The sequence below is a fragment of the Cytobacillus purgationiresistens genome (genome assembly GCF_030813235.1).
Classification (GTDB): Bacteria; Bacillota; Bacilli; order Bacillales; family Cytobacillaceae; genus Cytobacillus; species Cytobacillus purgationiresistens.
The window spans coordinates 1-16,403 of record NZ_JAUSUB010000033.1 but is presented as its reverse complement, the minus strand read 5'-3'; the positions used below and the strand labels follow the sequence as shown (position 1 = coordinate 16,403).

Annotated in this window: 16 protein-coding genes; all 16 read left to right on the top strand. The window is 40.3% G+C overall.

Going from position 1 to position 16,403, the window contains the following annotated elements:
* The first annotated feature begins 51 nt into the window (after positions 1-51).
* Positions 52-1,440 carry a tRNA lysidine(34) synthetase TilS gene (tilS, locus tag J2S17_RS24155; protein ID WP_307478729.1) on the top strand — a complete coding sequence of 463 codons (1,389 nt, stop codon included), beginning with the start codon at positions 52-54 and terminating at the stop codon, positions 1,438-1,440.
* A 26-nt stretch (positions 1,441-1,466) separates the two neighbouring features.
* A complete protein-coding gene (gene hpt / locus J2S17_RS24150) occupies positions 1,467-2,012 on the top strand; it encodes a hypoxanthine phosphoribosyltransferase (RefSeq protein ID WP_307478834.1) in 546 nt (181 codons plus the stop codon).
* Positions 2,013-2,158: 146 nt separating this feature from the next.
* Positions 2,159-4,150 carry an ATP-dependent zinc metalloprotease FtsH gene (gene ftsH, locus J2S17_RS24145; protein WP_307478726.1) on the top strand — a complete coding sequence of 664 codons (1,992 nt, stop codon included), beginning with the start codon at positions 2,159-2,161 and terminating at the stop codon, positions 4,148-4,150.
* A gap of 204 nt (positions 4,151-4,354) precedes the next feature.
* Entirely contained in the window at positions 4,355-5,134 is a 780-nt protein-coding gene (locus J2S17_RS24140; protein WP_307478723.1) for a type III pantothenate kinase, read from the top strand.
* Between the two features lie 81 nt (positions 5,135-5,215).
* The gene (hslO, locus tag J2S17_RS24135) at positions 5,216-6,094 is read left to right on the top strand and encodes an Hsp33 family molecular chaperone HslO (RefSeq protein ID WP_307478720.1); all 879 of its coding nucleotides are present in this window, start codon (positions 5,216-5,218) and stop codon (positions 6,092-6,094) included.
* 125 nt (positions 6,095-6,219) lie between these two features.
* Positions 6,220-7,092 (top strand): peptidyl-prolyl cis-trans isomerase, encoded by an 873-nt coding sequence (locus J2S17_RS24130; protein WP_307478718.1) that lies wholly within the window; start codon positions 6,220-6,222, stop codon positions 7,090-7,092.
* A gap of 206 nt (positions 7,093-7,298) precedes the next feature.
* Positions 7,299-8,228, top strand: a complete 930-nt coding sequence (gene cysK, locus J2S17_RS24125; protein WP_307478716.1) for a cysteine synthase A — start codon at positions 7,299-7,301, stop codon at positions 8,226-8,228.
* 138 nt (positions 8,229-8,366) lie between these two features.
* Positions 8,367-9,779, top strand: coding sequence for an anthranilate synthase component I family protein (locus J2S17_RS24120; RefSeq protein WP_307478714.1), 1,413 nt, complete (start codon positions 8,367-8,369; stop codon positions 9,777-9,779).
* Positions 9,776-10,378 carry an aminodeoxychorismate/anthranilate synthase component II gene (gene pabA / locus J2S17_RS24115; RefSeq protein ID WP_307478712.1) on the top strand — a complete coding sequence of 201 codons (603 nt, stop codon included), beginning with the start codon at positions 9,776-9,778 and terminating at the stop codon, positions 10,376-10,378. Before J2S17_RS24120 ends, pabA begins: the two co-directional genes overlap by 4 nt.
* A gap of 5 nt (positions 10,379-10,383) precedes the next feature.
* Entirely contained in the window at positions 10,384-11,256 is an 873-nt protein-coding gene (gene pabC, locus J2S17_RS24110) for an aminodeoxychorismate lyase (protein WP_307478710.1), read from the top strand.
* Positions 11,253-12,089 carry a dihydropteroate synthase gene (gene folP / locus J2S17_RS24105; RefSeq protein WP_307478708.1) on the top strand — a complete coding sequence of 279 codons (837 nt, stop codon included), beginning with the start codon at positions 11,253-11,255 and terminating at the stop codon, positions 12,087-12,089. The genes pabC and folP overlap by 4 nt, the downstream gene beginning before the upstream one ends.
* The gene (gene folB / locus J2S17_RS24100) at positions 12,082-12,441 is read left to right on the top strand and encodes a dihydroneopterin aldolase (RefSeq protein ID WP_307478706.1); all 360 of its coding nucleotides are present in this window, start codon (positions 12,082-12,084) and stop codon (positions 12,439-12,441) included. The genes folP and folB overlap by 8 nt, the downstream gene beginning before the upstream one ends.
* A gap of 1 nt (position 12,442) precedes the next feature.
* Positions 12,443-12,970: a 2-amino-4-hydroxy-6-hydroxymethyldihydropteridine diphosphokinase gene (folK, locus tag J2S17_RS24095; protein ID WP_307478703.1), complete on the top strand. Its 528-nt coding sequence runs from the start codon at positions 12,443-12,445 to the stop codon at positions 12,968-12,970.
* A complete protein-coding gene (locus J2S17_RS24090; protein ID WP_307478700.1) occupies positions 12,922-13,140 on the top strand; it encodes a helix-turn-helix domain-containing protein in 219 nt (72 codons plus the stop codon). The genes folK and J2S17_RS24090 overlap by 49 nt, the downstream gene beginning before the upstream one ends.
* Before the next feature lie 32 nt (positions 13,141-13,172).
* Complete coding sequence (gene dusB, locus J2S17_RS24085) at positions 13,173-14,174, top strand: tRNA dihydrouridine synthase DusB (RefSeq protein WP_307478698.1); 1,002 nt, start codon at positions 13,173-13,175, stop codon at positions 14,172-14,174.
* A gap of 356 nt (positions 14,175-14,530) precedes the next feature.
* Entirely contained in the window at positions 14,531-16,021 is a 1,491-nt protein-coding gene (lysS, locus tag J2S17_RS24080) for a lysine--tRNA ligase (RefSeq protein ID WP_307478696.1), read from the top strand.
* Positions 16,022-16,403: the final 382 nt, after the last annotated feature.

Below are 16,403 nucleotides of genomic sequence, written 5' to 3'. Positions count from 1 at the left end.
AAAGTGATATGCTTGAAGAGAATGAAAACGCAATCGATAAGGAAGATTAGTATGATTGATTCAAAGGTAAAGTCTTATTTAATAAATAAAGACGTGGAGTTAAAAGAAAAGAAAATAGGGGTTGGAGTGTCTGGCGGCCCTGACTCCATGGCACTTCTTCATTATTTGCATAGGCAGAAAAAGCAGACGCCATTTCATATTGTTGCTATTCATGTCGATCATATGTTTAGGGGAGAAGAATCTTATGAGGACGCATTATTTGTACAGCGTTTTTGTGAGGAGAGAAAAATCCCTTTTACGATGAAAAGAGTGAACGTAACTGAGTATATGGAGAGGACTGGGCAGAGCTCCCAAAACGCTGCAAGAATTTGCCGCTATCAATTTTATGAAGAGGTTATGGAAGATAAGGAGCTAGATTATTTGGCGTTAGGTCATCATGGAGATGATCAAATAGAAACGGTCCTTATGAGGCTAACGAGAGGAAGTACCGGCAGTGCTAGAGCAGGCATTCCTTTTAAGAGACCTTTTGGTAAGGGAGAAATTTTGAGACCATTTCTTTGCTTAAGCCGAAAAGAGATTGAAGATTACTGCGGGGAGCATCAGATTGAGCCAAGGCGGGACCCTAGTAATGAAAAAGGTATCTACAGCAGAAATAGATTTAGAAAAAAAGTGTTACCATTTTTAAGGCAGGAAAATCCCCAAGTTCATGAACATTTTCAGAGATTCAGCGAAGAGTTGCGAAGAGATGAAGCGTTCCTGCAGGAATTAACGGCCGATTATATGAATAGAGTAATGGATAAGAAACAACCAGGCGAGATAGTCCTTAATATTGACTCTTTTAGTAGTGTGCCAATGCCTTTACAAAGAAGAGGGATTCAACTAATATTAAACTATCTATATCAGGAAAAGCCGCCTTCTTTATCTGCAACGCATATCGAGAATGTTTTTTCCTTGCTTACCAATCCCCACCCATCAGGGACCTTGAATTTCCCAAACGGTTTAACGATTGTACGCTCTTATCAAAAATGCTATTTTCATTTTTCTATAAAAGCACCTGTACATACATATTGTTTTAACCTTCATGGACCTGGGGAAATAAAGCTTCCATATGGGGGAAGGATTACGTTAGAATACACCGATAAAAATGAAGGCGATAGCTGCTCTGATTGGCTGCTTTTACCTTCATCGTTGACTCTTCCTTTAATTATTCGAACGCGAAAAGATGGGGATCGAATGACATTAAGGGGAATAAGAGGCAGCAAAAAGTTAAAGGATATTTTTATAGACCAAAAGGTGCCATTGCATGAAAGAAAGACCTGGCCTGTTGTGACAGATGGAGATGGTCGAATCTTATGGCTTCCCGGTTTAAAAAAATATCAAGAAACAGTACAAAGTCATTTTGATAAAATCTACATTCTGCTGAAATACATAAAGCAATGATCTTCTAGGGGGCACATGTAATTATGATGAAACAGGATATTGAAAAGGTATTGATAACTGAAGAAGAGCTTCAGGCGAAAATTAAGGACTTAGGCGCTCATCTGACTGAGGAGTATCAAGGTCGTTTCCCATTGGCAATCGGTGTGTTAAAAGGTGCGATGCCATTTATGAGCGATTTATTAAAGCGTGTGGATACACATCTTGAAATGGACTTCATGGATGTCTCAAGCTACGGAAATTCAATGGTTTCTACTGGTGAAGTTAAGATATTAAAGGATCTTGATACATCGGTTGAAGGCCGCGATATTTTAATTATTGAAGATATCATTGATAGCGGGTTGACTTTAAGTTATTTAGTTGAGCTGTTCCGCTACAGAAAAGCGAAGACGATTAAGATTGTCACACTGCTTGATAAACCAACAGGACGCAAAGCAGCTATTAAAGCAGACTATGTCGGGTTTGATGTTCCTGACGAATTTGTGGTCGGTTACGGTCTGGATTATGCAGAGAGATATCGTAATTTACCATATATTGGCGTTCTTAAACCAGAGGTATATAGCAATAATAACTAAGTGAAATATATTAAGTGAAACGCTATGCGAAAACCCGTAAATGCAACAAGAATAGACCCGGTTATGATAAGTGTAAATCCTTGTATTGGCACGATTTTCTATGATACTATACTATGTAGTTTGTTTACCGTGGGAGGAGGTAAGGGATGAATCGTATTTTCCGAAATACCATCTTTTATTTATTAATATTTTTAGTCATTATAGGGGTTGTCAGCTTCTTTAACGGCAACAACGAACCGACAGAACAGGTTACATATGACGAATTTGTCGGGTTTTTAGAAAGTGGAGAGCTTAAATCAGTCTCCTTGCAGCCTGAAAGAGGCGTATTTGAGGTAAGAGGTCAACTGGAGGATTACGAGGAAGGAAAGTACTTTATTACGTACGTTGCTAATAGTGATGCTATCCTTGATCGTGTCGAAGAGCTAACTCAAAGTTCAAAGGTGGAAATTATTCCAGCTAAAGAAACTAGCGGCTGGGTAACGTTCTTTACTTCAATCATTCCATTTATTATCATTTTCATTCTATTCTTCTTCTTGCTTAACCAAGCGCAAGGCGGCGGTGGCCGTGTGATGAACTTCGGTAAAAGCAAAGCGAAGCTATATGATGAGAGTAAAAAGAAAGTTCGCTTTAAAGATGTAGCTGGAGCGGATGAAGAGAAACAAGAGCTAGTTGAGGTAGTAGAGTTCTTGAAAGACCCAAGAAAATTTGCTGAATTAGGAGCGAGAATTCCAAAGGGTGTTCTTTTAGTAGGACCTCCAGGTACTGGTAAAACATTGCTTGCACGTGCAGCAGCAGGTGAAGCAGGCGTACCATTCTTCTCTATTAGTGGATCAGATTTTGTTGAAATGTTTGTCGGTGTTGGTGCATCACGTGTTCGTGACTTATTTGAGAATGCTAAGAAAAACGCACCTTGTATTATCTTCATTGATGAGATTGATGCAGTTGGACGTCAGCGTGGAGCAGGATTAGGCGGAGGCCATGATGAGCGTGAACAAACGCTTAACCAATTGCTTGTTGAAATGGATGGTTTCGGAGCTAATGAAGGAATCATTATCATTGCAGCAACAAACCGCCCTGATATTCTAGATCCAGCGTTATTGCGTCCAGGACGTTTTGACCGTCAAATTACAGTTGAACGCCCAGATGTAACAGGTCGTGAAGCAGTATTGCAAGTACATGCTAAAAACAAACCATTGGATGAAGGGGTTAATCTTAAAGCGATTGCTCAGCGCACGCCTGGATTCTCTGGTGCAGATTTAGAAAATCTTCTTAATGAGGCTGCTCTCGTAGCTGCTCGCCGAAACAAGAAGAAAGTAGATATGACAGATATCGATGAAGCAACGGACCGTGTGATCGCAGGACCTGCGAAGAAGAGCCGTGTCATATCTAAGAAGGAAAGAAACATTGTTGCTTTCCATGAAGCTGGACACACAGTGATCGGGTTAATCTTGGATGAAGCCGAAATGGTTCACAAAGTAACGATTGTCCCTCGTGGTCAAGCTGGGGGATATGCGGTGATGCTTCCTAAAGAAGATCGTTATTTCCAAACAAAGCCAGAACTTCTTGACAAAATCGTAGGATTACTTGGTGGCCGTGTTGCTGAAGAAATTGTTTTCGGTGAAGTCAGCACAGGTGCACACAATGACTTCCAACGTGCCACTGGCATTGCGCGCCGAATGGTAACTGAATTTGGTATGAGTGAAAAACTTGGACCTCTTCAATTCGGTCAAGCACAAGGTGGGCAAGTCTTCCTTGGAAGAGACTTTAATAACGACCAAAATTATTCAGATGCCATTGCATATGAAATTGATTTAGAAATACAACGTATGATAAAAGAAAGCTATGAACGATGCAGACAGATCCTTACTGAGCATCGTGACAAGCTGGATCTTATCGCTAAAACGCTTCTTGAAGTAGAAACTTTGGATGCTGAACAGATCAATCACTTAGCTGATCATGGTACATTACCAGACCGTTCTGTTAAACAAATCGAAACTTCAGAAGATGTAAAAGTGAAGATCAATATCAAAAAAGACGATGAACAAGACGGTGAAGGCGAAATTACTGAAGTAGTTGAAAAGAAATCTCCTGCTGAAGAAGAAAACCCACCAGCCATCGACGAAGATCGTAAGAAATAAAAAAGCGCCCAGCGATGGGCGTTTTTTTATTTTTGCTTTAAGGTGCCTGTCACCTCCAAGGTTCGACAAGTGTGTCGAATCTTGGAGGTGACAGGCACCGATGAGGGCTTTGCTAAGATAATTAATTATACGATTTTGGGTGAGGTGTGATATGATGTTTTCAGTGAAATTTGGTTTTATATTATATATAAAGTGGTGAGATGATTGATATTTGTTTTTGATATAGGGAACACGAATATGGTTCTGGGTGTATATAAAGGTGATGAGTTAAAGTATCATTGGCGCATTGAGACGGACCGTCATAAAACAGAGGATGAGTACGCGATGATTGTTAAATCGTTGTTTGAGCATGAAAAGCTTTCATTTTCTGATATTGATGGAATCATTATTTCTTCTGTAGTACCTCCCATCATGTTCTCGCTAGAGAGAATGTGTCAAAAATACTTCCATATAAAACCGCTAGTTGTTGGGCCAGGCATTAAAACAGGTCTAAACATTAAATATGATAATCCGAAAGAAGTTGGAGCGGACAGAATTGTGAATGCGATTGCAGGCATTCATGAATACGGATCTCCTCTCATTATTGTTGATTTCGGTACAGCCACTACGTACTGCTATATTAATGAACATAAGCAATATATGGGTGGTGCCATTGCACCTGGTATTGGGATTTCCACAGAAGCGCTTTATTCAAGAGCAGCAAAGCTTCCAAGAATAGAAATAGCACGTCCCGAGGGTATCGTTGGTAAAAATACAGTTTCAGCGATGCAGGCTGGGATTTTGTTTGGCTATGTGGGTCAAGTAGAAGGTATCGTCAAACGAATGAAGGACGAATCCACTATGAAAGCGACTGTCATTGCAACAGGTGGCCTTGCTAATCTGATTGCTAAAGAATCAAATATTATTGATGTTGTAGATCCGTTTTTAACATTAAAAGGGCTGCAGCTTATTTATAAACGAAATGTGGATACGATAAAAAAGTAGTATTCATATAATAATCGGTACCGTTGCCGATAAACATCGTGGAAAAAGGTGCATCTTTGCATTCGGAAAGGGGTTTTAAAAATGAATGATTATTTAGTAAAAGCGTTAGCGTATGATGGACAAGTCAGGGCGTATGCCGTCCGTTCAACTGAATCTGTCGGTGAGGCACAGAGAAGGCATCAAACATGGCCAACAGCATCAGCCGCTTTAGGCAGAACGATGACAGCAGGTGTGATGATGGGGGCTATGGTAAAAGGCAATGATAAAATCACAATCAAGATTGAAGGAAATGGTCCACTAGGGCCGATTCTTGTAGATAGCAATGCGATAGGTGAGGTCCGTGGATATGTTACCCACCCACAAGTTCACTTCGACTTAAATGCAAACGGTAAGCTTGATGTCCGCCGTGCGGTCGGGACAGAAGGAACATTAACGGTCATCAAAGATATTGGCATGCGAGAGAATTTCTCAGGTCAAGTACCGCTTGTTTCAGGAGAGTTGGGCGATGACTTCACCTATTATTTCGTAACATCTGAGCAGACGCCTTCCTCAGTTGGAGTAGGTGTGTTGGTAAACACAGATAACACGATTCTTGCTGCAGGCGGTTTTATCATTCAGCTCTTGCCTGAAACAAAAGATGAAACCATCACTCAAATTGAAGAAAGATTAAAAGTAATTCCACCTGTGTCAAAGCTGATTCAACGTGGTTTGACCCCTGAGGAGATACTTGAAGAGGTATTAGGTAAAGATAATGTGAAATTCCTTGAAAAACAACCAGTTGCTTTTCGATGCACTTGTTCAAAGGAAAGGTTCGGAAATGCCATCATCAGCTTAGGTAAAGACGAAATTACAGATATGATCGAAACGGATGAGAAAGCGGAAGCACAATGCCATTTCTGTAACCAAACGTATCATTACACAAAGGATGAGCTTGAAGAGTTAAAAGAAGAAGCGAACTAACAAAGAGGGGAAGTGTCTTCTTTAAGCTAAAGACAAGACGCTACCCCCATCTATTTGATATCTTTTTTTAAAGAAGTAATAAATACATAGTACTCATTATAGTTATTTACTTAGGGGGAGGATTTTTGAAGAGGCAGCATTTGTGGTTAGTGATTGCTGGATTACTTTTGATTAATTTTATTACTGTTGCTTTTTTTCTTGGGAAAGATGATAAGGGCGATAAAGAAGTCGTGGCGACTATTGGCAAAGAGAAAATCACTAGGCAGGATTGGCTGAATGAAATGGAGTCAAGATACGGCAAGGAAGTATTGGATGAAATGGTCGATCAAAAAGTGGTAGCAGCAGCGGGCAATAAATATAAGGTGAAGATTTCTGAAAAGGAAATAGACCGAGAGCTGAAGATGATGAAAACGACATACGGCACTTCAGCAAGCGCACTCTCGGCAGATGAGGATAAATGGCGTGAACAAATTGAAAATAGTCTTATACTTGAAGAGCTGTTAACAAAAGATGTGAATGTTCCTGAAGAGGAGTTAAATCAATACTATGAAGATCATAGCAGTCAGTTTAACTTAAATGATACATATCATATCTCGCAAATAGTGGTAAAAACAGAAAAAGAGGCACAGCAAACAGAGAAAGAGCTGGAGCAAGGCTCAAGTTTCTCCGCGCTGGCAATGGAACGATCCATCGATTCTTTCACAGCAGTACAGGGTGGAGACCTTGGGTATGTGAATGAGGAAAACGAACAATACTCAGCTCTCATAGAAGAGGCCAAAAGCTTAAAGGCAGGTAAATGGAGTGCGCCGATTCAGACAGAGGAAGGTTTTGCTATTGTCATGCTTCATGAGCATGTAAAAGGGGAATCCTACTCTTTTAAAGAAGTAAAAGAGCAAATCCGTCGCCAAATAGCAATCGAGCAAATGGATATCCCTGTGTCCACTCAGCCCTTTAAAGATGAGGTAGAAATTAAATGGTTTTATGATGAAGCCATTTAAGGTCGATTCTAGGAATCATGATCTTAATTAGCGTTAAATTTCCTTGTGCTAATAAAGATAGAACAAATGAGTAAAAGGTGATAAAAGTTTGTGTTTTAGTGAAAAATAGGGTCAAATTTCCTGCGAAATAATTGACTTTTATCCTGTTGATTGATAAGTTTTAATAATAAAACCAATAAAAATACTCGGATTAAGGGGTGGAGAAAATGGTACGTGTGGCAAATTCTATTATTGAGCTAATTGGACAAACACCAATCGTAAAATTAAATCGAATAGTTGAAGAAGGCAGTGCAGATATTTATTTGAAACTGGAATATATGAATCCTGGCAGCAGTGTTAAGGATCGTATTGCGTTTGCGATGATTGAAGCAGCTGAAAAAAGCGGTGATTTAAAAGCAGGAGATACGATTATTGAACCGACTAGCGGGAACACTGGAATAGGGCTGGCAATGGTAGCTGCTGCAAAAGGCTATAAAACGATCCTCGTTATGCCTGAAACAATGAGTATGGAAAGAAGAAACTTATTGCGAGCATATGGTGCAGAGCTTGTCCTGACACCTGGCCCAGAAGGTATGGGCGGTGCTATTCGCAAGGCAGAAGAGCTTGCTAATGAAAATAACTACTTCATGCCACAGCAATTTAAAAACCTTTCTAACCCTGAAATTCATAAACTAACGACTGGCAAGGAAATCGCAGAGCAGATGGGTGACCAGCTGGATGCCTTTATTTCAGGAATCGGAACTGGCGGTACAATTACTGGAGCTGGAGAAGTCCTGCGTGAGAAATATAAAGATATCAAAATTTATGCAGTAGAACCTGCGGATTCTCCGGTATTATCCGGCGGAAAACCTGGCCCGCACAAAATCCAAGGGATTGGTGCAGGTTTTGTTCCTGATATTTTAGATACGAAAATCTATGATGAAATTATTCCTGTCGCGAACGAAGATGCATTTGCGCAAGCGAGACGCGCAGCAAAAGAAGAAGGTATTCTTGGTGGAATTTCATCAGGTGCAGCCATTCACGCCGCTTTAAAGGTGGCTAAGGAGCTTGGTGAAGGCAAGAAAGTGCTAGCGATTATCCCGAGTAATGGAGAACGCTATTTAAGCACTCCCCTTTACCAATTTGAATCAGAATAATAAATGATAACAGCAGCTCGCTTTAAATGAGCTGCTGTTTCTTTTTTTAATTCCCCTAAAAAGCCTCTATATTTTGTCATTCTTTTTAACTAGAAAATTACCTTTATTCATGTATGATGAATAAGAGGTGAATGTTTAATGAATCAATTAAAAATCCATACAAAAAAAATCACTTATTCTAATAAACGATTTTTCCCCCAATACAGTCACATTGCGAGTCAATATGATCATCATGTGATATTGGAAAGTGGAAGAAGCGGAAGATATAGCATAGCAGCATTCAATCCAGCAACAATTTTAAAAGGGAAAGATTCAACCCTGCAAATCGTTTCTGGCAATAAGAAACAAAGCCTTTCTGGAAATCCTTTGCACCTAATGAAAGAGTGGTTTAGTCAGTACAAGGTAGATAAGTATGAGGGATTGCCTGATTTTAAAGGCGGTGCTATCGGTTTTTTGAGCTATGATTATGGCCGATATATAGAACAGATACCAAATCTTGCAAGTGATGATTTGGATATGCCTGATCTTCATTTCTTTGTGTTTAAAGAGTGGTTTGTTTATGACCATGAAGAGAAAGTCTTATGGCTGCTTTTTCTATATGAGCATAGCGAAGAACAGCAAGTGGCAGAACGTGAAGCCTATTGGTTGAAGCAGTGGACAATGGAGTGGCCTGCGGAAGAGTGTGAAGAGCGCATCCAACCCTCGAATGAGATGGATGTATCTATGGATGAGCAGGGCTTTATTCAAGCGGTTGAGAAAATTCAACAATATATTGCCAAAGGTGATGTCTTTCAAGTGAATTTATCTGTTCGGGGGAGCAAGCCGATGGATGTTGAAGCCATGGAGGTATACAAGCAGCTTCGCGAGTTGAACCCATCTCCATATATGGGTTATGTTCATACTCCTGATTACCAGCTAGTCAGCGGTTCGCCAGAGCTATTAGTAAAGAAAAAGGATGAAGTTGTAAGTACGCGTCCGATTGCAGGGACACGATCACGCGGAAAAGACGAGATCGAAGACATGAAGCTTGCCAATGAGTTAATCGAAAATGAAAAAGAACGGGCCGAGCACGTCATGCTAGTCGATTTAGAAAGAAATGATTTAGGGCGTGTGTGTCGCTATGGAACAGTTGTTGTCGATGAGTTTATGGCCATTGAAAAGTACTCTCACGTCATGCATATCGTTTCAAATGTAAAAGGGGAAATAGCAGATGGGAAAGATGGGTTTGATCTGACCGATGCGGTTTTTCCTGGCGGTACGATTACTGGTGCACCTAAAGTGAGAACAATGGAGATCATCGAAGAATTGGAGCCTGTGAGAAGGGGTATTTATACAGGTTCACTTGGTTGGATGGACTTTAGTGGGGATTTAGAGCTGAATATCATGATTAGAACGATGCTCGTTAAGGACAAGACTGCATATGTCCAAGCTGGAGCAGGCGTGGTAATCGATTCAAACCCTAAAGCTGAATACAAGGAGTCATTTAAAAAAGCGATTGCCTTATGGAGAGCAAAGGAAATGGCAGAAGGGGCAAAGGGAGAAAATCTATGATTCTAATGATTGATAATTACGATTCCTTTACTTATAATCTCGTGCAATATCTTGGTGAATTAGGCATGGAATTGATAGTGAAAAGAAATAATGAAATCACAATAGAAGAAATGAAAAAGTTAAATCCGGAGTTTTTAATGATCTCTCCCGGACCGTGCAGTCCAGATGAAGCGGGCATCAGCTTGGAGGCAATCGAGGCATTTGCAGGAGAAGTGCCAATCCTTGGTGTGTGCTTAGGACATCAATCCATTGCGCAGTGCTTTGGCGGAGAGGTTGTTCGTGCAGAAAGATTAATGCATGGAAAAACATCTGAAATCTTTCACGATGGAAAATCGATTTTTGATGGTCTCCCTCAACCCTTCCCTGCTACGAGGTATCATTCTTTAATCGTTCAAAAAGAAACGCTTCCATCTTGTTTTGAAGTTTCGGGGTGGACTTCTGAAGGTGAGATCATGGGCATTAGACATAAAGAGCTGCCGATTGAAGGCGTTCAGTTCCATCCTGAATCGATTATGACTGCCGCCGGCAAAGACCTTTTGAAAAACTTCCTCTTATCCCATGGTTCTGGTTCAAAAAATCCTGCTGCTCTTAGGGGGTAAAACGCATGTATATTAGTTTGAATGGAAAGATAGTTCACAAGGATGAGGCAATGATCTCTCCGTTTGATCATGGCTTTTTATATGGACTGGGCCTTTTCGAAACCTTTAGAGTCTATGAAGGCCACCCGTTTTTACTGGATGACCATTTGGCTCGGTTGAATAGAGGGATGGAAGCATTGAATATCTACGGATGTTTTACTAGGGTTGAAGTGAAGGCTCTGCTTGAGCGATTATTGGATAACAATCAATACCAAAATGCCCGGATTAGAATGAATGTGTCAGCAGGCATTGGTGAGGTGGGTTTAAAGACTACGCCATACTTGAGTCCAAATGTTATGATCTTTTCAAGTGAACTCCAGAGGGAAGTGACTAAGAATGAAAAAAAAGCAGTTGTGCTTGAGCTGCCGCGTAATACACCTGAAGGAAAAGAGCGCTTAAAATCCCATCACTTTCTAAACAATATTCTCGCAAAAAGAGAGATAGGCAATCACCCGGATATTGAAGGGGTTTTCTTAACAGCAGATGGCTACCTAGCTGAAGGGGTATCTTCAAATCTATTTTGGCTAGCTGGGGGGACGTTATTTACACCTGCAATTTCAACAGGTATATTAGATGGGATTACAAGACAATTCATCATACATGTTGCGGGTGAAATAGGCTGGCGTGTCGAAGAAGGACATTATACCTTGCAGCAAGCTCTTAATGCGGAAGAAGTATTTGTAACAAATTCGGTTCAGGAAATCTGTGCCTTGACAGATTTTGCAGGAAAACGATTCCCTGGTTATCAGGGTGAATATGTTAACGAGCTTCATAGACTTTATCAGCAATATCGAAGGACGTTATGGAGCAGGACGGAAGTGCAGGAGGAATCTTTATGAGTAGAGAGATCATACAATGTGGACCCTACACATTGGATTATGGGAAGAAAACCTTAATTATGGGTATTTTAAATATTACACCAGACTCTTTTTCTGACGGAGGAAAATATAATGAGATCGAAGCAGCTGTTCAGCGTGCACAAGAACTAGTCGAAGCTGGTGCGGATATGATTGATATTGGCGGAGAGTCCACAAGGCCGGGATATGAGGAAATATCTATAGAAGAGGAAGTTGCTAGAGTCGTACCTGTGATTAAAGCAATTACCAAGGAAGTCAGAGCGCCGATTTCAATTGATACGTATAAGGCCGAAGTAGCCAAACAGGCCATTTTGGCAGGAGCGCATATCATTAACGATATATGGGGTGCAAAAGCGGATCCTAATATGGCAAAAGTAGCTGCAGATACTGGTGTGCCAATTATTTTAATGCACAATCGTGATAATGAAGAATACGATTCCTTCTTCCGGGATTGTATGAATGACTTATACGAAAGCATTGCAATTGTGAAAGCTGCAGGCGTGAAAGACGACCGCATCATTTTGGACCCTGGCATCGGATTTGCCAAGGATTTACATGGGAATCTGGATATGATGAGACAGTTGGATAAGCTTGTCGCAATTGGTTACCCAGTGTTATTGGGGACTTCAAAAAAACGCATGATTGGCACGGTCTTGGATTTGCCTGTACATGAGCGAGTGGAAGGAACAGGCGCAACAGTTTGTTATGGCATACAAAAGGGCTGCCAAATTGTCCGTATCCATGATGTAAAAGAAATTAGCCGAATGGCAAAAATGATGGACGCGCTAATGGGGAAGGGTGAGTTCAATGGATAAGATCTTCGTTAACAAGATGGAGTTTTACGGATATCACGGGGTATTTTCAGAAGAAACCCGGCTAGGTCAGCGTTTTATTATTGACTTGACAGTAGAAACAAATTTAAAAAAAGCAGGCGAAACAGATGATTTAAACGAATCTATCAACTATGCGGAACTTTACAATGCGTGTAAAGTGATTGCAGAAGGCAAGCCGTATAAGCTTGTGGAGGCTGTGGCTGAAAAAATATCAGCAGATCTTTTAAATAAGTTTTCTACGATTTCACAGGTAACTGTGAAGGTAATTAAACCAGATCCGCCAATACCCGGGCATTATGAATCTGTAGCAGTTGAGATAACAAGGGGTAGATAGAGTGATGAATGTGGCGTATATTGGACTTGGGTCTAATATTGGTAACCGGAGTGAAAACTTAAACGAGGCGATCAAAAGCCTATCTTTATTAGAAGGAATTTCAGTGGTAAATTATTCTTCCATTTACGAAACGGATCCAGTCGGGTACGAGGATCAAGATCAGTTTTTAAATATGGTGATTCAACTTGAGACAGTAATGAGTCCTATGCAATTGCTTGAAACATGCCTTCAGGTTGAAAAAAATCTTGGAAGAAAAAGGCTCGTTCGCTGGGGTCCACGAAACATAGACCTTGACATTTTACTGTATAATCACGAAAATATTGAAACAGAGAAGCTTATTATTCCACATCCTCGGATGCAAGAGAGAGCGTTTGTTCTCATACCACTTCTAGAGATTCAACCAGACATCAGTCTTCCGGAGATGAACCTGCCTCTGCAATCAACGCTTGAGGCCATCCCAGACAGAAAAGGAGTTCGGATATGGAAGCAGAAAAATGGGGAAGACGTATTCGCGCTTTTCGCAAGTTAAAAGGTTATACTCAAGAAAGCTTTGCTAAAGAGCTAGGTGTATCCGTATCGATCATTGGAGAAATTGAAAGAGGTAATCGGATGCCAACTGAACAGCTGCTGGATAAAGTAGCTCAAAGACTTAACATCACGTTAGAGGATTTGGCTCCACCAGAAGAGCAAAAAATATAATAAATAAACATCTAGATATATGGAGGTACACATTGTTTAAAATTGGTGATATTGAAATGAAAAATCGAGTTGTATTAGCACCGATGGCGGGTGTATGTAACTCCGCTTTCCGTTTAACAGTTAAGGAATTTGGTGCTGGGCTTGTATGCGCAGAGATGGTTAGTGACAAAGGAATCATTTTCAAAAATGAGAAAACGATGAACATGCTTTATATCGATGAAAGAGAAAAACCGCTTAGCCTGCAAATTTTCGGCGGTGAAAAGAAAACTTTAGTAGAAGCTGCAAAATTTGTTGATCAAAATACGAATGCTGACATCATTGATATTAATATGGGCTGTCCTGTTCCGAAAATCACTAAATGTGATGCTGGAGCGAAATGGCTGCTTGACCCAAACAAGATTTATGAAATGGTTTCAGCAGTAACAGCTGAGGTAGAAAAGCCGGTAACTGTAAAAATGCGTATGGGCTGGGACGAAGACCATATTTATGCTATAAAAAATGCACAAGCAGTTGAACGTGCAGGTGGAAAAGCGGTTGCCCTTCACGGACGTACGCGCGTACAAATGTATGAAGGAACGGCGAACTGGGATATCATTCGCGAAGTGAAGCAAAACCTTAACATTCCTCTTATTGGGAACGGCGATGTTAAAACTCCTCAAGATGCTAAAAGAATGTTAGATGAAACGGGCGTTGATGGTGTAATGATCGGCCGAGCAGCTTTGGGTAACCCATGGATGATTTACAGTACAGTCAAGTTTTTGGAAACAGGTGAATTGATGGATGAACCATCTGTAAGAGAAAAAATCGACGTATGCATTCTTCACATGGATCGCCTTATCGCTCTGAAAAATGAAGATATCGCTGTCCGTGAAATGAGAAAGCATGCTGCATGGTACCTAAAAGGAATCCGGGGCAATGCAAAAGCGCGTAATGCAATCAACGAATGTAATTCAAGAGAAGACATCGTAATCCTTCTAAATGCCCTTGTGCTTGAAATGGAAGAAAAAGAACGTAACGCCTCAGAGGCCGTTTAATATTTATTAGGTTGGGAGAAAAGATTGTGCTTTCGCTGTCTAGCCCCTCGAAGTCTTAATCCACATTGGAATTAAAGGTAAAGTACACCTTCATTTCCAATGCGTCTTAAGCTAGTCGGGTCTGAACCAGGCTCTTCCGCTTTTCGATTTGACATAAAAATTATAATTATCTATAATATTTCTGTTATCAATCGGCTGCCAGTGGACTTACTGGCAGTTTTTATTCTATTTAAGAACTTTTTGATGTCTGTAATGGCTGCTTTGTGTAAAATAATAGAGGTATACAAATAAAAATCTTATTGAATCCGCAAATATGCGCCTACATAAAAAGATTTACAAAATTGGAGATGGTATCAGTGAGTCAAAGTCATGAAGAATTAAATGACCAATTAGTTGTGAGACGGGAAAAGATGAATAGCCTTCGCGAAAAAGGAATGGATCCTTTCGGCAAAAGATTTGACCGCACACATCAATCACAAGAGCTAATTACAAAGTACGGTGAGCTGGAAAAAGAAGAATTAGAGCAAGAAGATGTGCAAGTAGTCATCGCTGGCAGAATTATGACCAAGCGTGGAAAAGGGAAAGCTGGATTTGCTCATATCCAAGACCTTTCTGGACAAATTCAATTATATGTTCGTAAAGATGCTGTTGGTGAAGAAGCATATGATATCTTTGGATCAGCGGATTTAGGAGACATCGTTGGAGTGTCCGGCACACTTTTCAAAACCAAAGTAGGTGAGCTTTCAGTAAAAGTGCAACGATTTAATCTGCTTACTAAAGCATTGCGCCCATTACCTGATAAATTCCACGGATTAAAAGATGTTGAGCAACGCTACCGCCAACGTTATTTAGATTTGATCATGAGTGAAGAAAGCAAAAAAACTTTTATCACAAGAAGCCGTATTATCCAATCAATGCGTCGCTATCTTGATGACAACGGATATCTTGAAGTTGAAACACCGATGATGCATTCTATTGCAGGCGGTGCATCTGCGCGTCCGTTTGTCACTCATCACAATGCTCTTGATATGGAACTATACATGAGAATCGCTATCGAGCTTCACCTGAAGCGTTTAATTGTTGGGGGCTTGGAGAAGGTATATGAGATTGGCCGCGTTTTCCGAAATGAAGGTGTATCTACTCGTCATAACCCGGAATTTACGATGATTGAGCTTTACGAGGCATATGCTGACTACCGTGACATCATGAGCTTGACAGAAAACTTGGTTGCACATATTGCAAAAGAGGTCCTAGGTACAACTTCAGTTAAATATGGCGAATATGAGATTGATCTGAAACCTGAGTGGAAGAGACTGCATATGGTAGATGCTATTAAAGAATATACAGGTGTGGACTTCTGGAAAGAGACAAGCGTTGAAGAAGCTCGCGCTTTTGCAAAAGAACATGGTGTAGAAATTAATGATCATATGCTCTACGGTCATATTGTGAATGAATTCTTCGAGCAAAAGGTAGAGGAACAGTTAATTCAACCAACGTTCATCTTTGGACATCCGGTAGAAATTTCTCCTCTAGCTAAGAAGAATGAAGAAGATCCGCGTTTTACAGATAGATTTGAGTTATTTATCGTAGCGCGTGAACATGCGAATGCATTCACAGAGTTAAATGACCCAATCGATCAGCGTGAACGCTTTGAAGCACAGCTTACTGAGCGGGAACAAGGAAACGATGAAGCTCATATGATGGATGATGACTTTATTGAAGCTCTTGAATACGGTATGCCTCCTACAGGAGGACTAGGGATTGGTATCGATCGTCTTGTCATGCTTTTGACAGATTCGGCATCTATAAGAGAGGTTCTACTTTTCCCACATATGCGTCAACGTTAATAATAGAAAGAGGAAGCAGAGTGCGGCCGATGCACTTTGCTTTTCTTAAAAGAAGAATAAAAAGAATATTTTTTCTTTATCTTTCTATTTAAAAATATGAAAAAAGCTATTGCCACCCGCCAAATATGGTGGTATATTAATATCTGTTGCTGCGAAACATCAGTAACACCAAAAAACTTTTTAAAAGAAGTTGTTGACACAACTTAATAAGATGTGTTAATCTAATAAAGTCGCTTTTGGGCGATGAAGAGATTAGTAACATTGAAAAAATGAAGCTAACAACTTGCTCTTTGAAAACTGAACGAACAAAAAACGTCAACGTTAATCAAAAAAAGCTGATTTATCAGCATCGCACTTTTAGTGCAAAAACGAGCTAATCAAA